General features: G+C 62.8%; 20 protein-coding genes. 9 read left to right on the top strand and 11 right to left on the bottom strand.

Annotated features, from left to right (window positions below):
- Positions 1 to 54: 54 nt before the first annotated feature.
- Positions 55 to 609: a 16S rRNA (guanine(966)-N(2))-methyltransferase RsmD gene (rsmD, locus tag NKJ28_RS17685; protein WP_352636563.1), complete on the bottom strand. Its 555-nt coding sequence runs from the start codon at positions 607 to 609 to the stop codon at positions 55 to 57.
- Positions 590 to 2,494: a pseudouridine synthase gene (locus tag NKJ28_RS17680; protein ID WP_352636562.1), complete on the bottom strand. Its 1,905-nt coding sequence runs from the start codon at positions 2,492 to 2,494 to the stop codon at positions 590 to 592. The genes rsmD and NKJ28_RS17680 overlap by 20 nt, the downstream gene beginning before the upstream one ends.
- A 76-nt stretch (positions 2,495 to 2,570) precedes the next feature.
- Between NKJ28_RS17680 and NKJ28_RS17675 the strand changes: the two genes are divergently transcribed.
- Positions 2,571 to 3,023 (top strand): nucleoside deaminase, encoded by a 453-nt coding sequence (locus NKJ28_RS17675; RefSeq protein ID WP_352636561.1) that lies wholly within the window; start codon positions 2,571 to 2,573, stop codon positions 3,021 to 3,023.
- An 85-nt stretch (positions 3,024 to 3,108) separates the two neighbouring features.
- Here NKJ28_RS17675 and NKJ28_RS17670 read toward each other — a convergent pair whose 3' ends face one another.
- Together NKJ28_RS17670 and ileS are read right to left on the bottom strand one after the other, a co-directional pair.
- Entirely contained in the window at positions 3,109 to 3,789 is a 681-nt protein-coding gene (locus tag NKJ28_RS17670; RefSeq protein ID WP_352458053.1) for a hypothetical protein, read from the bottom strand.
- Between the two features lie 195 nt (positions 3,790 to 3,984).
- On the bottom strand, positions 3,985 to 6,975 hold the full coding sequence (gene ileS, locus NKJ28_RS17665) for an isoleucine--tRNA ligase (RefSeq protein ID WP_352636560.1): 2,991 nt from the start codon (positions 6,973 to 6,975) through the stop codon (positions 3,985 to 3,987).
- Between the two features lie 42 nt (positions 6,976 to 7,017).
- Between ileS and NKJ28_RS17660 the strand changes: the two genes are divergently transcribed.
- Complete coding sequence (locus NKJ28_RS17660) at positions 7,018 to 7,722, top strand: Xre family toxin-antitoxin system antitoxin (protein ID WP_023674344.1); 705 nt, start codon at positions 7,018 to 7,020, stop codon at positions 7,720 to 7,722.
- A gap of 5 nt (positions 7,723 to 7,727) precedes the next feature.
- Positions 7,728 to 8,162 (top strand): RES family NAD+ phosphorylase, encoded by a 435-nt coding sequence (locus NKJ28_RS17655; RefSeq protein WP_023674343.1) that lies wholly within the window; start codon positions 7,728 to 7,730, stop codon positions 8,160 to 8,162.
- A gap of 3 nt (positions 8,163 to 8,165) precedes the next feature.
- Here NKJ28_RS17655 and NKJ28_RS17650 read toward each other — a convergent pair whose 3' ends face one another.
- A complete protein-coding gene (locus NKJ28_RS17650; RefSeq protein WP_023674342.1) occupies positions 8,166 to 8,969 on the bottom strand; it encodes a MipA/OmpV family protein in 804 nt (267 codons plus the stop codon).
- A gap of 198 nt (positions 8,970 to 9,167) precedes the next feature.
- A complete protein-coding gene (locus NKJ28_RS17645; RefSeq protein ID WP_031211148.1) occupies positions 9,168 to 10,073 on the bottom strand; it encodes an alpha/beta hydrolase in 906 nt (301 codons plus the stop codon).
- Positions 10,074 to 10,416: 343 nt separating this feature from the next.
- Here NKJ28_RS17645 and NKJ28_RS17640 point away from each other — a divergent pair, with 343 nt between their 5' ends.
- Positions 10,417 to 10,971 (top strand): HdeD family acid-resistance protein, encoded by a 555-nt coding sequence (locus NKJ28_RS17640; protein WP_023674340.1) that lies wholly within the window; start codon positions 10,417 to 10,419, stop codon positions 10,969 to 10,971.
- A 78-nt stretch (positions 10,972 to 11,049) separates the two neighbouring features.
- Here the strand turns inward: NKJ28_RS17640 and NKJ28_RS17635 are convergent, their stop codons facing one another.
- Both NKJ28_RS17635 and NKJ28_RS17630 read right to left on the bottom strand, forming a co-directional pair.
- The gene (locus NKJ28_RS17635) at positions 11,050 to 12,033 is read right to left on the bottom strand and encodes a bifunctional riboflavin kinase/FAD synthetase (protein ID WP_023674339.1); all 984 of its coding nucleotides are present in this window, start codon (positions 12,031 to 12,033) and stop codon (positions 11,050 to 11,052) included.
- Positions 12,034 to 12,042: 9 nt separating this feature from the next.
- Complete coding sequence (locus NKJ28_RS17630) at positions 12,043 to 12,903, bottom strand: TIGR01459 family HAD-type hydrolase (RefSeq protein WP_023674338.1); 861 nt, start codon at positions 12,901 to 12,903, stop codon at positions 12,043 to 12,045.
- Positions 12,904 to 13,234: 331 nt separating this feature from the next.
- Here NKJ28_RS17630 and NKJ28_RS17625 point away from each other — a divergent pair, with 331 nt between their 5' ends.
- Entirely contained in the window at positions 13,235 to 15,190 is a 1,956-nt protein-coding gene (locus tag NKJ28_RS17625; RefSeq protein WP_023674337.1) for a pilus assembly protein, read from the top strand.
- Between the two features lie 119 nt (positions 15,191 to 15,309).
- Positions 15,310 to 15,942 carry a LysE family translocator gene (locus NKJ28_RS17620; RefSeq protein ID WP_023674336.1) on the top strand — a complete coding sequence of 211 codons (633 nt, stop codon included), beginning with the start codon at positions 15,310 to 15,312 and terminating at the stop codon, positions 15,940 to 15,942.
- Between the two features lie 6 nt (positions 15,943 to 15,948).
- Here the strand turns inward: NKJ28_RS17620 and NKJ28_RS17615 are convergent, their stop codons facing one another.
- Together NKJ28_RS17615 and NKJ28_RS17610 are read right to left on the bottom strand one after the other, a co-directional pair.
- Positions 15,949 to 16,773, bottom strand: coding sequence for a DUF2189 domain-containing protein (locus NKJ28_RS17615; protein ID WP_023674335.1), 825 nt, complete (start codon positions 16,771 to 16,773; stop codon positions 15,949 to 15,951).
- Between the two features lie 143 nt (positions 16,774 to 16,916).
- Entirely contained in the window at positions 16,917 to 17,621 is a 705-nt protein-coding gene (locus NKJ28_RS17610; protein WP_023674334.1) for a glutathione S-transferase family protein, read from the bottom strand.
- 107 nt (positions 17,622 to 17,728) lie between these two features.
- On the opposite strand from NKJ28_RS17610, the gene NKJ28_RS17605 reads away from it, so the two are divergent.
- Positions 17,729 to 18,094, top strand: coding sequence for a winged helix-turn-helix transcriptional regulator (locus tag NKJ28_RS17605; protein ID WP_023674333.1), 366 nt, complete (start codon positions 17,729 to 17,731; stop codon positions 18,092 to 18,094).
- Positions 18,095 to 18,370: 276 nt separating this feature from the next.
- Here the strand turns inward: NKJ28_RS17605 and NKJ28_RS17600 are convergent, their stop codons facing one another.
- Positions 18,371 to 18,820 carry an SgcJ/EcaC family oxidoreductase gene (locus NKJ28_RS17600; protein ID WP_352636559.1) on the bottom strand — a complete coding sequence of 150 codons (450 nt, stop codon included), beginning with the start codon at positions 18,818 to 18,820 and terminating at the stop codon, positions 18,371 to 18,373.
- A gap of 62 nt (positions 18,821 to 18,882) precedes the next feature.
- On the opposite strand from NKJ28_RS17600, the gene NKJ28_RS17595 reads away from it, so the two are divergent.
- Both NKJ28_RS17595 and NKJ28_RS17590 read left to right on the top strand, forming a co-directional pair.
- Positions 18,883 to 19,338 carry a MarR family winged helix-turn-helix transcriptional regulator gene (locus tag NKJ28_RS17595; RefSeq protein WP_352592996.1) on the top strand — a complete coding sequence of 152 codons (456 nt, stop codon included), beginning with the start codon at positions 18,883 to 18,885 and terminating at the stop codon, positions 19,336 to 19,338.
- A 235-nt stretch (positions 19,339 to 19,573) separates the two neighbouring features.
- Positions 19,574 to 20,092 carry a CAP domain-containing protein gene (locus tag NKJ28_RS17590; protein WP_352636558.1) on the top strand — a complete coding sequence of 173 codons (519 nt, stop codon included), beginning with the start codon at positions 19,574 to 19,576 and terminating at the stop codon, positions 20,090 to 20,092.
- The last annotated feature ends 19 nt before the right edge of the window (positions 20,093 to 20,111 follow it).

Raw genomic sequence — 20,111 nt, 5'->3', positions numbered from 1 at the left:
TCGAGGCAAAGCGAATTGTTCGTCATTTTGAAGGCGCCATCGTGGAAGCCGAACTCAGGCGGCCTCGATGAACCGGATGACCGTCTCGCCATAGTTGCGCTCGTCGACAACCGAAAAGCCCGGCCCTGCCTCGAACGGCGCCGCCGCCGCTTCCTCGACGACGCATAGCGCGCCGGGGGCGAGCCAGCCGCCTGCTTTGGCCGAGCGCAAGGCGCGTTCGCCAAGGCCTTTGCCATAGGGCGGATCGGCAAAGACCAGGCCGAATGCGGCGATGGTGCCCGCCTCGCCCAAGCCCGTCGCGTCGCGGCGGAAAATCTTGGTGCGGCCGGTGAGGCCGAAGGCCTCGACATTGGTGCGGATCAGGCCGCGCCCTTCGGCGGATTCCTCGATGAAGACAGCGTAGGAGGCGCCGCGCGACAGCGCTTCGAGGCCGAGCGCGCCGGTGCCGGCGAACAGGTCGAGCACGCGCGCGCCGTCCAGTCTTTCGGGAAAGCGATGCGCCAGCACGTTGAAGACCGCCTCACGCGTGCGGTCGGTGGTCGGGCGGATGGCAAAGGTGCGGGGCGTCGCCAGCGGACGCCCGCGAAACTCACCGCCGACGATCCGCATTGCTTCCTTTCGGGCCGCCGCGCGGCCGGTCGCCACCGCCATCCGGGCGCTCGCCGCGCGGTTTGCCGAACGGCTTTGCACCGCCGCCTTGCGGCTTGCCGCCGGGCTTGCCGTAAGACGGCTTGAACGATGCCTTGCGCGCCTTGTTTTCTGCCGCCTTGGCGGCGTCTGCCTCCGCTCTGCCCTTGCCGATCGGCCGTGCGCCCGGCGCCATCCAGACATTGGCCTTGCGCTGGCCCGGCGGCTCGATCGGCCGCTGCTCGCGTTCGGATTTTTTCCCACCGAAGCCGCCACGAGGCTTGTCGCCACGGGGTTTGTCCCCGAAGTCGCTGCGTTCAGGTCTGGGGCCACGCTCGCCAAAGCTCTTTTTTGGCCCAAAGCTCCTGTCAGGGCTTGTCGACAGCTTGCCGAGCGCTTCGTCGCGGCTGCCCTCGCGCCGCTTGCGGTTCTTGATCAGGCCGCCCTCGCCGATCGGCCGGCGTTCGCCGTCGCGGGTGAATTTCGGCCGCTCGGGCTCCTCCTCGCGCTCACGCCTGACCGGCTTGTTGGAAAACGGCTTGGCGATATCGGCATCGAAATTGGCGCCGGACTCTTCGACCAGGCGCTCGCCGAGCTGGTCGCGCAGCACGCGGCCCTTGATCTCCAGCACATGGCCTTCCGGTAAATCGTCGAGCTGGAACGGCCCGTAGGAAATACGGATCAGCCGCGTCACGTCGAGACCGAGCGCGCCCAGGATGTTCCTGACCTCGCGGTTCTTGCCTTCGCGCAGGCCGAGTGTCAGCCAGGCGTTCGAGCCCTGCTCGCGGTCGAGCGTCGCTTCGATGGCGCCGTAAAAGACGCCGTCGACGGCAATGCCTTCGCGCAGGCCGGCAAGCGCGCTTTCCTCGACCTTGCCGTGGACGCGCACGCGGTAGCGTCGCAACCAGCCGGTCGCCGGCAGTTCGAGCACGCGCGACAGGCCGCCATCATTGGTGAGCAGCAGCAGGCCTTCGGTGTTGATGTCGAGCCGGCCGATGGTCATCAGCCGCGGCAGCCCGGGCGGCAGCACGTCGAAGACGGTCTTGCGGCCTTCGGGATCGCGGTTTGTCGTGACCACGCCGGCCGGCTTGTGGAACAGGAACAGCCTGGTGCGCTCGATCGGCGGGATCTCCATGCCGTCGAGATGGATGATGTCGCCGGGCATGACGTTGAAGGCCGGCGAGGACAACACCTTGCCATTGACCTTGACGCGGCCGGCCGCAATCAGTTCCTCGGCGTCGCGGCGCGAGGCCAGGCCGGCACGCGCCAGCCGCTTGGCAATGCGTTCGCCGGCTTCTTCCGTTGCCTCGACGCGACGCGGGCGCGGCTTGAAGCCGCCTTCCGATGCCGCCTGTGCCCTTTGTGCCCCTTGCGGTCGATCGCCGCCAAAATCACGCTTGGGACGGTCGAAGCGCCTCTCGCCGCGCTCGCCTTCGGCAGCTGCCGGCCGGTCGCCGCGCGGTGCGTAAGGCTTGCGCGGACCTTCGCGCTTTTCATAAGGCGTGCCCTCCGGACGCGGCCCTTTGCTGAACGGCCTGTCGCCGCCTTTGAAGTCGCGCTTCGGCCGCTCGCCTTCGGCAGCTGCCGGCCGGTCGCCGCGCGGCGCATAAGGCTTGCGTGGACCCTCGCGCTGTTCATAAGGCTTGCCTTCCGGACGCGGCCCTTTGCTGAACGGCCTGTCGCCGCCTTTGAAGTCGCGCTTCGGCCGTTCGCCTTCGGCCGCCGCCGGCCGGTCGCCGCGCGGAGCGTAAGGTTTTTTGGCGCCGAAGGGTGGCTTGCCGCCCTTGCCGGGAGCGCCATCGCGACCACGCGGCCCCGCCGGCTTCGGGCCGGCCTTGCGCGGGAATTTCTTGTTTTTGTCGTCCATGTGGCCTTTGCTCGTTTGCGCGGGTAGTAACAGGATCGCGCTCTAGTGGCGAGGAGATAATCGGAATGGAAACCGCGTGAAGCGGCAGGATTTCATGGCCCTGGCGCTGAAAGAAGCCGAAGCCGCCGCCCAGCGTGGCGAGGTGCCGGTTGGCGCGGTCGTCGTCGGCGGCGATACGGTCGTTGCGAGTGCCGGCAACCGCACCCGCGAGTTTGCCGATCCCACCGCCCATGCCGAGATGCTGGCGATCCGCGAGGCCTGCCGCAAGCTTTGCAGCGAGCGGCTCAGCGGCCACGATCTCTATGTGACGCTGGAGCCGTGCGCCATGTGTGCCGGCGCCATCTCCTTCGCCAGGCTGCGCCGGCTTTATTTCGGCGCTGCCGACGAGAAGGGCGGCGCAGTGGTCAACGGCGTTCGCTTCTTCACGTCACCGACCTGCCACCATGTGCCCGACATCTATCCGGGCATGGCCGAGAACGCAGCAGCAGCATTGCTGAAGGACTTTTTTCGAGAGCGACGCGGACCCTGATTTTCTGGTCCGGCAGACGGTCCAAATCCAAGTCAGCCAATCCAGCCAGCCAATCCAGGGCAAGAACGTCTCTGGCGCCGTCAGCCTACCAGGGCAGCCAGTCGAACATGCCGCCGCTCTTACTCTTGGCGGCCGCCTCCCTCTTGAGGCGGCGTTCCTTCTTGTACTCGTCCTCGCCGAGGTCACCCTGCGGCGCGGTGGCGGCGGCAGCGCGGTATTGCACCGGCGGCTCGCTCAGATATCTGCGGGTGGTCGGGTCGCCCTGTTTGCCTTCAGCCCGGCGGCGCATGATTTCCGCGGCGCGGCTCTTGTCCGAATCGGCCGGAGTCCAGGCTGGCGGGTGGCTCGAGCCCGACTGCTTCAGCGCGGCCTTGACCGACGCCGGATCCGTCTGCACGTCATCGATGACCTGCGCCTGGTAGGCCGGGTCGTCCTGATGCAGGGTGGCATCGGCGCGCAGGCGGGCACGGCGCTGCTCCGGCGATTCGGGCCATTCGGCGCTTGCCGTCTCGATGCTTTCCTGCGGCGGCGGCAAGACTTCCTTCTGCCCCGGACCTGGCTTCACCAGCGTGGGACGCGGCTTGTAGTCGATACTATCCTTGCGCTTGGGTGCGAAGGAAAAAGCCCCGGTGAGGTCGCCGGCAAGCTGCGCGCCCGCGGTCTTGTCGGTCCCGTAAGTGGGCGAGCCCATGCAGCCGGACAAAGCGAGGCCCGATACGACAAGCGGCGCCAGCAGCGCAACGCGCGCGTAAGTTCTCTCGGTCATGCCAAAAAGTCCCACTGTAGACAGCCTCTCGATTGCCGCCGGCCAAAGAAAGGTCCGGTCCCCATCGCCTATGCTCTTCCGACGGAATTCCGGCGACAATTTGTCGTCCGGAGTTTCGCGTGTTTACCTCAACCACTCGTTAAGGGCAACGCGCGGGGGCCGATCGGCCGCCCGCCGTGGCATTTGTGCACCGCCTTAAAGACGGCTCAAAGCCTTCAGCTCATGCAGAACAGCGGCGTCACGGGCCGAAACATCCGGGAATTCCGGATCTGAGCCGACATCGGCGGTGTAGCGCCAGGAGCGCGCGCACTTCACCAGACCACGGTCCTCCGCCTTCTCGACGACCACGGCGACGCCTTTGACGTCGTCGAGGGTAAAGCTGCCCGCCGACGCCTTGCCGTGCACGATTACCAGATCGCTGGTGATCGCCATCTCGGCCATATCGACATCGGCAATCGCCGCTTCGAGCGCGGCGTCGTCGAGGGTGACGACCGGCACCGCCTCCAGCGAAGAGCCGATGACCTTCTGCGCGCGGGCGATTTCCAGCGCGCCGGTGACGACACGGCGAACCTGCCGCACCTTGCGCCACTTCTCCGCCAGCGCCTCGTTCTTCCAGTCCGCCGGGATCTCCGGGAACTGGTCGAGATGCAGGGAGACCGCATCCGGATGACGGTCGAGCCAAGCCTCTTCCATGGTGAAGGGCAGCATCGGCGCCAGCCATTTCACCAGGCAGTCGAAGAGATGGCGCACCACCTGCACGGAAGCCTTGCGCTTCACGCTGGAAGGCGCTTCGCAGTAAAGCGCATCCTTGCGGATGTCGAAATAGAAGGCCGACAGCTCTACCACCATGAAGTCGAGCAGCGCGCGGGTGATGCGCTTGAATTCGAACGCGTCGTAGCCCGAGCGTACGACCTCATCGAGCTCAGCGAGCCGGTGCAGCATCAGCCGCTCCAGTTCAGGCATCTTATCCAGCGGCACCTCCTCGCCATCGTCGTGGGCGAGCGTGCCCAGCATCCAGCGGATGGTGTTGCGCAGCTTGCGGTAGGCGTCGATATTGGTCTGCAGCACGTTCTTGCCGAGCCGCTGGTCTTCCCAATAATCGGTCGTCACCACCCACAGCCGCAAGATGTCGGCGCCGGACTGCCTGATGACGTCCTGCGGCACGACGGTGTTGCCGAGCGACTTCGACATTTTCCGCCCCTCCTCATCCATGGTGAAGCCATGGGTGACGACGGTGTCGTAGGGCGCCCTGCCCCTGGTGCCGCAGCTTTCGAGCAGCGAGGAGTGGAACCAGCCGCGATGCTGATCGGAGCCTTCGAGATAGACGTCGGCCGGCCATTTCAGGTCGGGCCGGTCCTCAAGCGTGAAGGCATGCGTCGAGCCTGAATCGAACCAGACATCGAGGATGTCCATGACCTGCTGCCATTTCGAGGCATCGTGATTGCCGAGGAACCGCTCCTTGGCGCCGGCGGCGAACCAGGCGTCGGCGCCTTCTTTCTCGAAGGCGTCCATGATGCGCTGGTTGACTGCCTCGTCGCGCAGCACATTGCCGTCGGCATCGGCAAAGACGGCGATCGGCACGCCCCAGGCGCGCTGGCGCGACAGCACCCAGTCGGGGCGCTCCTCGATCATGGCGCGGATGCGGTTCTGGCCGGCGGCGGGCACGAAGCGGGTATCGTCGATGGCTTTCAGGGCGCGGCTGCGCAGCGTCGTGCCGTCGCCAAGCTCCTTGTCCATATAGACGAACCATTGCGGCGTGTTGCGGAAGATGATCGGCTTCTTCGAGCGCCAGGAATGCGGATAGGAGTGCTTCAGGCGGCCGCGCGCGAACAGCGCGTTGCGCTTGATCAGCTCGTCGATGACAGCCTGGTTGGCGTTGCCCTTCTTGCCATTGTCGTCGATGACGCGCGCCGCTCCACCCTCGCGGTCCGGGCCGAAGCCCGGCGCGTCCTTGGTGAAGAAGCCGGCATCGTCGACGGTGAAGGGGATCGCGGTGTCGATGCCACGCTGGCGAAGATCAGAGGCAGCATCCATCCAGGCGTCGAAGTCTTCGCGGCCATGCCCCGGCGCGGTGTGGACGAAACCGGTGCCGGCATCGTCGGTGACGTGATCGCCGGCGAGCATCGGCACGGGAAAATCGTAGCCGCCGCCCAGAGCTTTGAGGGGATGCGAAAGCGTAAGGTTTTCAATCTCTTCGGCGCCAACGCTGCGAAGCCGATTCAGAGTGACCTTGGCCTTCGCGGCAGCGTCGTCCGCAAGTTTCTCGGCAAAGATCAGCTTTTCGCCGGGCTGAGGACCAAAGGCGTTCTCGGCCGCCGTAACCTCGTAGAGACCATAGTTGATGCGCGGCGAGTAGTTGACGGCGCGGTTGCCGGGGATTGTCCACGGCGTCGTCGTCCAGATGACGACGTTGGCATCAAGCAGATCGAGCGACGTCTGCGTCAGCTTGGGGTCCAGGGCTGGCTGCCCATCCTCGATGTTGATGACCTGGCGAGCGAGGCTGACGACCGGAAACTTCGCCCAGATCGTGTCCGACTCATAGTCCTGGTATTCGACCTCCGCCTCGGCCAGCGCGGTGCGCTCGACCACGCTCCACATCACCGGCTTGGAGCCGCGATAGAGCTGGCCGGACATTGCGAATTTCAGCAGCTCGCCGGCGATGCGCGCCTCGGCATGGAAAGCCATCGTCGTATAGGGATTGTCGAAGTCGCCGACGACGCCGAGCCGCTGGAATTCGGAACCCTGCACGTTGATCCAGTGCGCCGCAAACTCACGGCATTCCTGCCGGAACTCGTTGACCGGCACCTCGTCTTTGTTCTTGCCCTTGGCGCGGTACTGCTCCTCGATCTTCCATTCGATCGGCAGGCCGTGGCAATCCCAACCGGGTACATAGTTCGAGTCATAGCCGCGCATCTGGAACGAGCGGGTGATGACGTCCTTGAGGATCTTGTTCAGCGCGTGGCCGATATGGATGTTGCCATTGGCGTAGGGCGGGCCGTCGTGCAGCACGTATTTTTCGCGGCCGACTGCGTCTTCGCGCAACTTGCGGTAAAGGTCCATGTCCTGCCAGCGCTTGACCAGCAGCGGTTCCTTTTCCGGCAACCCGGCGCGCATCGGGAAATCCGTCTGCGGCAGGTAGAGCGTTTTGGAATAATCGATCGTCTCGGCGGTCTCGGTATCAGTCATTCGTCTGCCATATGCGTTGCCGGCGGCAAAAGAGCCCGGGCGTTGAACTATCATGATCTGGAAAAAGCGCGAGAGGCCGCGCGCAAGATTCCCGGCGGCTCCGGCGGCGGTCAGGCCGCCCGGAACACCGGGCCTGTAATTCGTATCGCAGTCGCGAGAAGGCGCGAAAAGCTCGTCATGGCTGGGCTTTTAACCGACACAGGCGATGTTGAAAAGCCCGAACTCTCGGCGGTTTCCTGTCGGGGCATCATGGTCGTTAGTTTGTTGTCGTGGTTTTCCTTGCATGATGTGCCACTTGCGCCTATGTCTAGGGGCAAGTGGCAGCGGAGCCAGCTCATGTCTAGTCTGCATAGCAAGGTTCGCCCAGAAGCCGATCCCGCCGACGCCGCAATTCCCGATACCGCGACGGAACGGTTTCTCGTTCATGTCACCAGGGTCGAAGGGCTCCGTCAACGGGGCTTCAGTAGTGATGAAATCTACAAGATCGTCGGCCCGCGACGGACCCTGGCGCGTCGTAAAGAGCGAAACGAGACTCTGACGATCACCGAATCCGACCGCGTCCAGCGACTTGAGCGGGTTTCAGCGATGGCGGACCGGGTTTTCGGCAGTCATGAAAAGGCGCAGCGTTGGTTGCGCAAGCGCAGCAGAGTGCTCAACGAGATACCGATCAACCTCTTGCAGTCCGAGACGGGTGCCGTCCTGGTGGAAGAAGAGCTCCATCGCATCGATTACGGCATTCTCGCCTAACACATATGCGGCTGTGGCGCATTTCCAGCTACGCCGATCTCTCCGGCGCCGGTGGCATGGTCAGCGCCGGCCGTTGGCATGTCATGGGGACACCGATCGTCTACTGCGCCGATCATCCAGCTACAGCGCTTCTCGAAATTCTGGTGCATGTGGACGCGGAAGACCTGCCCCAGACCTATCAGCTTCTGGAAATCGAAGTGCCGGACGGCGTTACCGTTGCATCTCTGGAATTATCTGATGACTGGAAGCACGATACAGCCACGACGCAGCGGCTCGGCACGGATTTTATCGCCACAGCCAAGCACGCCGTTATGGAAGTCCCCTGTGTGATCGTCCCGTTTACAAGGAACTATCTCTTCAACCCAGATTTGCTGGCGCGCGACGGCATCCACATCGTTGAGGTCACAACGCATCCTATCGATACCCGATTGCTGGGGTAGACATCACATCGAAAAATCGAAGCGATAGGTCGTCGACACGCCGATCATGAACTGATCCCTGGAGCCGCGCTCCTTGACCAGGCTGGAATCGGCGGCCGGGCCCATCAGGCGGGAATATTCGCCGAACAGACTGGCCGTCATCGGCTCGGTCACCTTCCAGGTCACCGCGCCGCCCAGGCCCGCCGACTTCACCCCGCCGCCGGGATGATATTCGCTAAGTCCCGAGGCCAGGGACTCCTTGGCATCAACGCCGTAATAGGCGTCGAAATAGTCCGATGAGGCGAACGAAACGCGCGGTCCGGCCGAAATCCTAACGTCGGACGTCACATCGTAAAAGGCGTCGGCGGCGATGTCGGCGACAAAGCCGTTATGGGCGCGAATGCCGTGCCGCAATTCGGCGCGGGCACGCAGCCAATCCAAAGGATAGAATTCGAAGAAGCCGCCAGCCTCGCCGCCCCAGTGCACCGGGTCGAGACCCTTCAATTCGTCGGCGTCACCACCGTCGCGGGAAAACAGGAACTTGCCTGTCAGGCCGGCGCGGACGCCGCCATCGTCGATCAATGCCAATGAGATATTGTCGTTGCGCGAGGTGAAGCGCGCCGCGGGACCAGCCTTGCCGAGCGAGATGATCGGCGAGGCACTGAGCAGGTACTTCTTGCCGCCCTCGAAATTCGGGGCAACCATGCCGGTGGCGCCGACCGTCAGGTACCAGTCTCCGGACAGCCAGCCGAAGGTTCCCTCGCCGGCCTTGGCAACGCCGCAGGTGCCGAGCATGAATGCGGCCAAGATCGTCGGGACAGACCGCATCGTTACTCCATACGTCGAACGCATTGGCCGATACAACCAGCCTTGACTGAAGCCATGGCGCCAGTTCGGTAAAATTTGACTTAATATCCGCAACATTGGCAGCGTTGGCCGGCCTGTTCCGCGTTGCAGTCGATTGTTTGGCGCACCAAGATTCCAGATCAAGTGTTTGGAATACGATAGCAGTTGCCTCGGCAGGGGTTACAAACATTCGCGGACAAACATGCCTGCGCTGTGAAGAGCGCGGCGACCGGCGCTCAACCCCGCATTCCAAACCGGCCAAGCGTGAATCATATGAGGCCAAATTTCGAGACCTACTTTAACGTCAGCCGCGCCAGCGGCTTCGGCGAGCCGAGTTGCGTCCGACAACAGCGTCTCGGCCGAACCGGCTTGTATCAGCATTGGGGGAAATCCGCTCAGATCGGCGAACAAAGGCGAGATCAGCGGATCGCGCCGACCAACGCCATTGGGAACATAGGCCGTTGCCAGTTCCTCCAAATACGCCCGGTGGATGATAGGGTCGATTGCGTCCTTGGTTGATAGTGTCGCGCCGGACATCGAAAGGTCCGTCCAAGGCGAAACCAGCCAAAGACATCGCGGCAACGGCTCGCCTGCCGTGCGCAATATACTGACCAGGCACAGAGTGAGGTTGCCGCCCGCACTGTCTCCGCCAACCACGATGCGATCCGACGCGATGCCTTGCCGGCTCAGAAAGCGCCATGCGGTGAGTGCGTCTTCATGTTGCGCAGGGAAAGGATGTTCCGGTGCGCGGCGATAGTCGATCGCGAGGGTGCGTATTCCCATTGCCCGACCTGCCTCGGTAACCATTCGACGATGACTTTTAAGGGAGCCGGAGCAGTAGCCACCACCGTGGAAAAAGAGCAGAACCTTATCCCTGTCACTCCCAGGCGCCAGGGACCACTCGCCCGCGAGGCCATCGAAAACCACATGCTCGCATCGGATGTCCTCCGCGACTGGCCACACCGAACCGACTTCGTCGAGCCGTGCCCGGCGTTCGTCCCAGCGGACCGTTCGAGGCTTTGAGGTCAACAACCTGCGGACGGCGTTGATCTCCGTCAGATCGAGGTGTTCGTCCGCATCGCTCATTTTGCTTCCCTAGCCTCATCAAGCGTAGAAAACGGCATATAGCAGCAGCACACGTCATCGTATAAAGGGCCAATGCCAGCACTGGGAATTTTCGTTACACTTGCGCCGCGGCGAATACACGGGACGACGGGTCGCCCGTAAACCCGCTTGTTATCTTTTAGCACTGGCTCACCCCCCACATGATCGAATTATTCCATCTGGTATTTGGCCGCTTCGGGTCAAAAACGGAGGTCTAGCGGATCGCTCGGGAGTGTGGCGCTCACAGCCTGCTCGCTGGACGGGCAAGGCGATCGGCGCTACCTTCCGGAACAAAGAAGCTAGGCAACCTTGAGGGAGAAGGGCAATGACCGTGCACAGCGATGCCATGAAAGACGCCATTGGCCAGACGCGGGCGAAATGGGGGTGGTTCGTGGCGCTCGGGGTGCTGCTGCTTGTCTTCGGCGGCATCGCCTTCGGCAATCTGTTCATCGCAACCGTCGCCTCCGTCTTTGTCGTGGGCTGGCTGATGCTGATGGCCGGCATTGTTGAGATTATCCATGCCTTCGGCGTGAAGACATGGGGCCGCTTCTTCTATTGGCTGCTCAGCGGCCTCCTCTACGCCGTCGCCGGCTTCTTCGCCTTCGACAATCCGGTCCTCGCCTCGACGGTGCTGACCTTCCTCCTGGCGGTCGCGCTGCTTGCTTCAGGCGTGCTCAGGGCCTGGGTAGGCTACAGCCACCGGCCGCAGCCGGGCTGGGGCTGGGTGGTCGCGGCCGGCATCATCAGCGCACTGGCGGGACTGGTCATCGCCATGGGCTGGCCGGTCAACAGCGTGTGGGTGCTCGGCCTGTTCCTGGCCGTCGACCTGATCTTCCAGGGCTGGACCTTCATCGCCCTTGGCTTGGCACTGAAGAGATAAATTCTGGTTGAGCATGATCTTAATCGGAAAACCGGTTCCCAGTTTTTGCTTCGCTGACCTTCAGTTCGGGACCATGCTCTAAAAAGCTATGGCCGCGTCCAGCCCGGAAAGCGGCCTGACGCCGGCGAGCAGTGCCTTCGCCTCGGCCTCGTCACGCTTCATCTGGGCGACCAGCGCGTCAAGCCCATCGAACTTCACCTCCGAGCGCAGGTAGCCGAAGAAGGACACGGCACAAATCTCTCCATAGAGGTCGCCGGAAAAGTCAAAGACGAAGGTCTCCAGCAGCGGCGCGCCACTGTCGTCGACCGTCGGCCGGCGGCCGAAGCTGGCGACGCCATCATGTAGCGAACCGTCGGCGCGGCGGAAGCGGACGGCATAAATCCCTTCCTTGAGGGTGGCTTCCGGCGAAAGCCTCATGTTTGCGGTCGGAAAGCCGAGTGTCCGGCCGAGCTGCTGGCCGCCGATCACCTCCGCCTGGACGGTGAAACGGTAGCCGAGCAAGCCGGCGGCCTCGGCCACATTGCCCTCGCACAGCAGCGTGCGTATGCGGCTCGACGACACCACCTCGGCGCTTTCGTCGCGAAACGCATCCACCAGCGTGACGCCGAAGCCGTGGCGCTCGCCGGCAGCCATCAGATAGGCCGGACCGCCCTGGCGGTCCTTGCCGAAATGGAAATCGAAGCCGGTAACGGCGTGGCTTATGCCGAGGTTGCGCTCGAGCACGCCGGTGACGAAGGCCTCCGCCGACAAGGAGGCGAACTCGCGTGTGAACGGCTGTTCGACCAGCGCCGCAAAGCCCAGATGCGACAACAGCCGCGCCTTCATCGGCGGCGGCGTCAGCACGAACAACGGCATGTCCGGCCTAAACACCTTTCGCGGATGCGGTACGAAGGTCAGCACCAGGGCGGGTACGCCGCGACGCTCCGCTTCGGCGCGCGCGCGTTCGAGCACCGCCTGGTGGCCGCGGTGGACGCCGTCGAAATTGCCGATAGCCACCACGCCGCCGCGCAGATGGGCCGGCAGCGGTGCGGTTGCGGAAATGCGTTCGAACATGGCCGTCATGGCTTGAACCTATTGCAGCCTGGGAATCACCGCGACCGGCCTGTAGCCATATTTTTCCAGGAAGGCCGCGAGCCTGGCCGGATCCGGCTGCAGCGTCTCACCGTAATCGCGGGCATGGATGCCGCCCGATACGTAGAGCACGTCGAAGCCATTGTCGGCCGCGCCCTTGATGTCGGTCATCATGCCGTCGCCGATGGCCAGAACTTGCGAACGCTCGACCCGGCGGCCGAGAATGACGGCGATCTCCTTCATGGCGACGTCATAGACCGGCGCGTAGGGTTTGCCGGCGATCAGCGTGCGTCCGCCAAGCTGTGCGTATTCGCGGGCCAAAGCGCCTGCGCACCAGATCATGCGTTCGCCGCGCTCGACGACGATGTCGGGATTGGCGCAAATGAAGGGCAGGTTCCTGGCACGCAGCCTCTGCAGAAGATCGGCATAATCTTCCGGCTTCTCCACCTCGTCGTCGAACAGGCCGGTGCAGACCACGCCGGATGCTTCGAACTCCTCGACGAGTTCGACGTCGAGGCCCTCATAGAGCGTGAAATCCCGATCGGCGCCTATGTGGAAGATCTTTCGCGGCCCTTCGGCGATCAGGTCGCGGGTAACGTCGCCGGACGTCACGACACGGTCGTAGGCGGCGGGCGGAACGCCGATGGCGTTCATCTGTGCCACCACGTCGGCGCTGCGACGCGGCGAATTGGTGATCAGCACGACAGGTATTTTCGCCGCGCGAGCAGCGATCAGCGCGGCAGCCGCCGCCGGGAAATGCCATTCGCCATTGTGCACCACGCCCCAGACGTCGCACAGGATGGCTGAATAGGCTCCCGACAGGTCTGCGAGCGAACCGATGATGTCGGGCGAATCCGCCATGCCGTTGTCCCTGTACCATGATGCTTGCAAGCGCCGCGACCGACGGTCCGTAGCGGCCGGCCCGGATTAACCGAAGCGCTTCGCTCTGTCACCAGCTTTCGTTGTGCCCGCAAGATTGCCGCCCGGGGACGCCGGCGAGGACGTGATGGCGAAAGCCTTCTTTTTCAGAGCCTTATGGGGCTTTGCCGCGGAGCAGCATTGCCGATTGCGGACGTGTGGTTAACGGGCATTGAAAAACCGTGCCGACCTTGAACGTATTTTAGCAATCGGAAATTTAAAAATGCGTGGCATCGTCCGGAAAAAAACAGGGCGGGCGGGAATGCTGAAGGCAATGATCGGAAATTTCCGACGCGACAGACGTGGCAACTACTCCTTAATGACCGCAATCACCATTGTACCGCTGATGGGCGGGTTGGCGCTCAGTGTCGATTACGGGGAGTTGCTGCGCCAAAAGCACGAAACGCTGAACGCACTTGATGCGGCCGGCCTCGCCGCCGCCCAGCAGATCGTTGCCGGCGCCAGCGACGACGACGTCAAGGCCTACGCCAAGACATTTTTCGAAACCAATCTCGCACGTATCGACCCGGCGAACACAGCGCTGACCGTCACGCTGCCCAACAACAATGCCGGCGGCGGCACCTTGAAGCTCTGCGCCGGCCTCACCTTCCACCCCTATTTTCTACCGGCCGCCAGCCTGCTGATCGGCGGCACGGCAAGCGACACGACCTTCACCGAATGTTCGGAACTCCGCCTCAAGAACACCCTCGAAGTCGCGCTTGTGCTGGATAATTCCGGCTCGATGAGCGATCTCGGCTCCGGCACCGGCGAGAAGCGAATAGACCTGCTGAAGTCGGCCGCCAAGCAGCTTGTCGATACGCTGGCGCTTCAGGCGCAGCAGATGAAGCAGATCACCAAACCGGTGCAGTTTTCTCTCGTGCCGTTTGCGGCCTCGGTCAATGTCGGCCCTACCCACGACCAGGACAGCTGGATGGATCAGGACGGCATCTCCCCGATCCAGCACGAGGATTTCGACTGGACGACGATGAGTGCCGCCAACAATCCGGACAAATATGCCGAGAAGCTCAACGGCGTCTGGTACAAGCGCGGCACCGGCTGGGGCGAGACCAAGGACCAGCCGCTGACGCGTTTCAGCCTCTACGCCGACATGACGGTCGAATCGGGCCGCGAAGAGGTACCCAATTCGAAGCAATATGTCTGCGACACATACAAGAAGAACGGCACCTGCCAGTACGGCCACTGGAGCGCACCGGAATATATCTACACCACAAGCCGCTATGCGAGCTGGCAAGGTTGCGTCGAAGCACGGCCATATCCCTACAATGTCGACGACACCACGCCCGATACAGCCGCGCCGGCCACGCTTTTCGTGCCGATGTTCGCCCCGGATGAGGCTGGCACTCTGTGGCTCGATTTCAACCGTGACGGCATCAACGACGTCATCAGCACGTCCTACAATTACGGCAACAACTGGTGGGCCGATTGGCCCTATGTCGCCGGTCCTACCGCTTCCCAGCGCCAGTCTGACATGCGCAAATATTTCCTGGTAAAACCATACGGTTCGCAATCCGCAGCCGCGGGCGATGGGCCGAATTCCTCCTGCACCACCAACCCGATCACGCCGTTGAAGGACGTCAGCCAGGACGCAGAGAAGCAGGAGATCAAGGACGCCATCGACGCCATGGCGCCGAACGGCAACACCAACGTGCCGGAGGGCCTTGCCTGGGGCTGGCGAACTGTATCGAGCAACCCACCGTTCACCGATGGTCGGCCGAACAGCGAGAGGGGCAACGACAAGGTGGTCGTGGTGCTGACCGACGGAGCCAATACTTATAGTGCCGTCAGCGACGGCAGCTACGCCAACAACAGGTCGACCTACGCCGCCTACGGCTACACTGGGCTGACCTATCCGGGATCTGGAAGCGTAACCCGCCTGTTCATGAATACCAGCACCGATATCGGCAAGACCACCTATACCGGTGCCAACTACACGGCAGCACTCGACGAGCAGATGAAAACGCTCTGCGCCAATGCAAAGAATTCGAACGTTCTGGTGATGACGGTGGCGCTCGACCTGTCGCCCACAGATGCCAGCGACAAGAAGGCAATCGATGCGCTGAAGGCGTGTTCGTCGGATTCGCGCTTCCGCAAGGATTCGGCCGACCCGAGCAAGCCTGCCAAGCTGTTCTGGAATGCAACCGGCGCGACGCTGTCCGACAATTTCAAGGAAATCGCCAACGAATTGTCGAACCTGCGCATCGTCGGCTGAAGGCGATGGGATTGGCAACTAAGGCAGGGGGCCCGGCGCGCTGGCGCAAAGGCTCCTGCCGTCATGCCCTTGCGGGTGATGGAAGCATGTGGTGAGTGTCCCCACCCGGAGATGCGCTCTTGCCTGAACCCGCCAACCACCTTGCCTTCGCGCTGGTCTGCCTCGGCATGGTGCTGACGCCCGGCCCGAACATGATCTATCTGATCTCGCGCTCGCTGTCGCAAGGGCCGAAGGCCGGGCTGATCTCGCTGGGCGGTGTGGCGCTCGGTTTTTTGTTCTATGTGCTGTCGGCGGCGTTCGGCATCACCGCGCTGCTGCTCGCCGTGCCCTTTGCCTATGATGTGCTGCGCCTTGCCGGCGCGCTTTATTTGCTGTGGCTCGCCTGGCAAGCGGTGAAGCCCGGCGGGCGCTCGCCCTTCCAGATCCGCGAACTGCCGAAAGACAGGCCGCGCAAGCTGTTCGCCATGGGCCTGATGACCAACCTGCTCAACCCGAAGGTGGCAGTGCTCTATCTGTCGCTGCTGCCGCAATTCATCAGCCCCGGCAAGGGCCACGTGCTGTCGCAGCTTCTGGTGCTCGGTGCCACGCAGGTCGCGATCAGCCTGACCGTCAACGCCATCATCGCGGTGACGGCCGGCTCGATCGCCATCTTCCTCGCCGGGCGGCCGCTATGGCTGGTGATCCAGCGCTGGATGATGGGCACGGTGCTGACCGCGCTGGCCGTCAAGATGGCAACCGACGCGCAACGCTGATCGGTCCTACATCGGCCGCCTGACCTGCTCTGCCCGCTCCGGTTCGACCACCCTGCGGTAGAGATGCCAGGTCGCGTGGCCAAGGATGGGCATGACGACGGCAAGCCCGGCAAATAGCGGGATCGAGCCGATGACCAGGAGCACGGCGACCATCAGGCCCCACAGCGCCATCTGCAGCGGGTTTGTCATAACTGCGCGCGCCGACGTCTCGACTGCCGAGACCGCGCCGACGTCGCGGTCGAGCAGCAGCGGAAAGGCGACGACAGTCGTCGCCAGCACGATCGCGGCGAAGGCGAACCCGGCCAGGTTGCCGAGCAGGATCAGCGTCCAGCCCTTGCTGGTCGTCAGCACTTCGCGAATAAAGCCGACGATAGAGGCCGGAGGCTGATTGCCGTACAGGCTGGTGTAGATCGATTGCGCGGTGAACAGCCAGAGCAGGAACAGTACCACCAGCGTGATACCGATGACTGCAATCGCGGGCAGCGCCGGGGAGTGGCGCACGTCGAGCGCATGCCACCAGGATGTATCCATGCCGAACTCGCGCCGGCGGCTGATTTCGTAAAGGCCGATAGCGGCGAACGGACCGACCAATGCGAAGCCGGACATCAGCGGATAGATGAGTTGGATGGCGTTCGAGCCCGAGGTCCACTGCGTCAGGATCAGGCCGACCACCGGATAGATCAGGCACAGGAACACATAATGCGACGGCTTGGCCCAGAAATCCTCTACGCCGAGACGGAGCGCATCTATCAGATCCTCGGTGCTGATGCGGCGCACCGTGGGCTGTACATGCATTCCACGTGCGTCCGCCATGACATGAAAGCCGGCCATAACCTTTCTCCCGTGTGTCGGGGCGGTCACCGCCAGGATGGCCGCCCGCAGCTGCCACTTCAAGAACGCCCGTAAGATAGCGGATCTCGGCGTGCTTGTCGCCACCGCCCGGCGCCGGGGCGCCGGGCGGCTGAACGAACGGATTAGGCCGCGAAGCGATCGATCACCTCGGCCAGCGGCACGTGACCGAGGCAAGCGCCTGACCCGGCGGGCTTTTCGCCAGCCTCGACAGCGAGCGCGTATCGCACGGCCGGATCGGCTTCGATGCGGCGACGTAGCGCCGCCACCCTGGGATAAGCGGCGCCGTCGACCGCCTGGTGGAACTCCGCCCAGCGCGCCACGCCGATCAGCGTGGTATCGGCAAGCGTCAGCCGGTCGCCGACCAGGAAATCCGTGTCGAGGATCATCGCCTCGAGCTGGTCATGGCGGTTGGTAACGACCTTGCGGCCAAAGTCACGCAAGGTCGCCAGCAGCACCGGTTCGGCCGGCTCCATTTCATAAGCAGCCCAGAGCGGGGTGAAAGCGGCGGTGAAACCGGTGTTCACGAAAGCCATCAGCTGGTGCATCCGGTCGGCTTCCGGCGAGCGAGACTCAAAGCTGATACGACGTTGCGTATCGCGAGCTTCGAGCCAGGCGGCAATCGCCATGGTCTCGGTGAGCACCCTGCCTTCGTCGGTGATCAACACCGGCGTTTCCTGGCGGCCGTTGATACTGGCATAGGCGTCGTTCTTCATCTCAGCGAGCATGTCGACACGACACAGGCGGTAGCGTTGTTCGAGGCGTTCAAAAGCAGCGACAAGCCCCATCGAACTTCCCAGCGGGAAGCCGTAAAGGAGAATAGGTTCCATTTCTTTGTCTCTTCCATGATTTAGGGGTCACGCTGCGCAGCGAAACTTGACCCTAAACGCTGGTCGCCCCATGTAAATTACGCACTATTCTGTAACCAGGTCCCGCCATGAAAGATGTCGTCTCACGCTGCCCGATCGAGGAGACCATGCGTGTGCTCAGCGGTCGCTGGCCCACCTTGCTGCTCTATTATCTCAAGGACGGTACCAAGCGCTTCAGCGACCTGAGGCGTGACAATCCGACAGTGTCGCACCGCATCCTGGCGCTCGAACTACGCAAGCTGGAGGAAGCCGGGATTGTGCGGCGAACAGCGCATGCCGGCTATCCGCTACACGTGGATTACGACCTGACGGAGCCCGGTCTCAAGCTTGTGCCGCTCATCGACGCCCTGGGCGATTGGTGGGAAGATACCGAGGACGATCGGGCCAGCCGGGCTACATCGACGCCGGAAACCAAACTCGTGGCGGCGGAATAGCCGACCGGCGATCACCGCGCCGCCAAGAACTGCCGGCGAGAGCCCAGCGCTCCAAGCCGTTCATACATTAGATCCCGCAAGACCAAGGCGACCGGCTATGAGGCGCGCCATTGTGGTCGGCCAAACCGGACAAGGCACGGGCCATCCAGCACCAACTCCTGTAGCATAGCTCGCCAATCCCGATCACCTGACCCGCCGTTCGATCTCATTGCCCGATCAGATCGGCTTGACTATGCTGGATGGCTGTCGCTTTCGATTCTGACGTGAATGAAGAGCCTACTTATCCTCTTGAAGTTTCTCCTGAGACTTTGCCATTTGATCGTCCCCAAGTTCCATATTGTGCATCGTTGTAATCAACCATTCATCATGATCCCGCGTCGCCACTACGCTGATTAATCCGCGCCGACGCGGCCATTCGTTTCCCATCGGATCGAGCGCGCCAGTCATGGACCACCGCAGGTCGAGCGTGGCAACGTCAGGGCGAACAAGCCTGTTCCGCACGCTTTCGGCGGATAGATGGCTGTGCTTGAACATCTTCTCAAAAATTGGGGCATGGAACTGCTCGATCTTGTCACGTCCAGTCGCCTGCATACCGAAGACGTTTGTAAACTCGGCATCTGCCGCGAATACGGCGGCAAAGGCGCGAGCATCGTGACGATTCCAAGCTTCGATCAGCCTGTGCGCGACACTTTCCACCCCTTCAGTTCGGATGTTGCCGGTAGCCATGCTGATCTCCTGTCATATAGTTCGGTTGCCATACTATATGGGCACCATATAAGTTTGGAAAGATGGATAATCAGCCATACACGCAGTCTCTGCTTCTCTATGCTTATCAATCGTCGGCGAGCGCTTTGGTCCAGGTGCTCCGGGAGAGCGGCCATTCGGCAATCAAGCCCAAACACGGCGCTGTATTCGCCAACATCGACGCGGAAGGAACCCGACCCAGCGTCCTCGCAGAGCGTGCGGGCATTGGCAAAGCATCGATGGGTGAGTTGATCGATGAACTGGAGCGCCTCGGTTATGTTCGGCGTTCACATGATCCGAACGACCGACGGGCCAAATTAATCGTTGCAACTGACGAGGCGCTTGCGGTGATCCGGACCGTCCACGATTTCAATCAGCGTCTCGAAGACCAATACCGAAGGCTGCTTGGTGCTCAGGCGTACGAATCGCTCCGGTCGTCATTGCAAGCGATATCCCCCAGCGAAAATTTGCAACCGAGGATACCTCGCCAGCGCTCGTGAAGCCGCAAAGGTAGGGCAAAAGAAGCTCTCTGTCCGTGAATGCCTGACTGGGTATCGAGTCCCTGGGAGTGTCGAGCCCGAACAGCCGCCTGGGCGAATGCTGCCATCCGAGCAAGCCTGTTTCGATTGAGCGGTGAAATCAATCTGACACAGTGCCATCGCGTCGAAACCATTCATCACGCATTTTCACCGCCCTGCCCGGCAAAAGCCATGATCGCGGTTATGTCAGGCCGGCATGACCGTTACGAAAATCGAAAATTATGAGGCCCAACCAAGCCTAAGCAGGCGCGTGCTGCTCAGAGCTGCCGGCCTTGGCGCCCTTGCCGGGCTCACCGGATGCGCAACCGCCGTGCTGCCTACCGGCGAAAGCGCCGGTGTCTCTGCTTCCGCCGCCGGCACGCTGGCCGGCATCCGTGCTTCGGCGGGTCTCGGGCCGCTTGTCCCCGATGCGCCGCTCGAGCAGGCGGCGCTGCAGCAGGCCGGCTATATGGCGCGCGGCGGCCGAATGAACCACACCACCGGCTGGGGCAAGGACTTTGCCTCGCGCGTCAAAGACAATGGCATTGCCGGCGCTGCCGCCGAAAACATCGCCGAAGGCCGCTTCGACCAGCAGAAGCTGTTTGATATCTGGGTGCATTCGCCAGGCCACCGCCGCAACATGCTCGACCCGCGCTTCACCCGCTTCGGCCTCGCCTATGTGCGCGACGGCCGCGACAGCACGCTTCGCTATTGGTGCCTTGTGCTCGGCAGATAATTTCCGCCATTTGGTCGGC

It is taken from the genome of Mesorhizobium sp. M0145 (genome assembly GCF_040322355.1).
Classification (GTDB): domain Bacteria; phylum Pseudomonadota; class Alphaproteobacteria; order Rhizobiales; family Rhizobiaceae; genus Mesorhizobium.
Note: the sequence above shows the minus strand (reverse complement) of the source record. Positions and strands in the feature narration are given on the sequence as shown.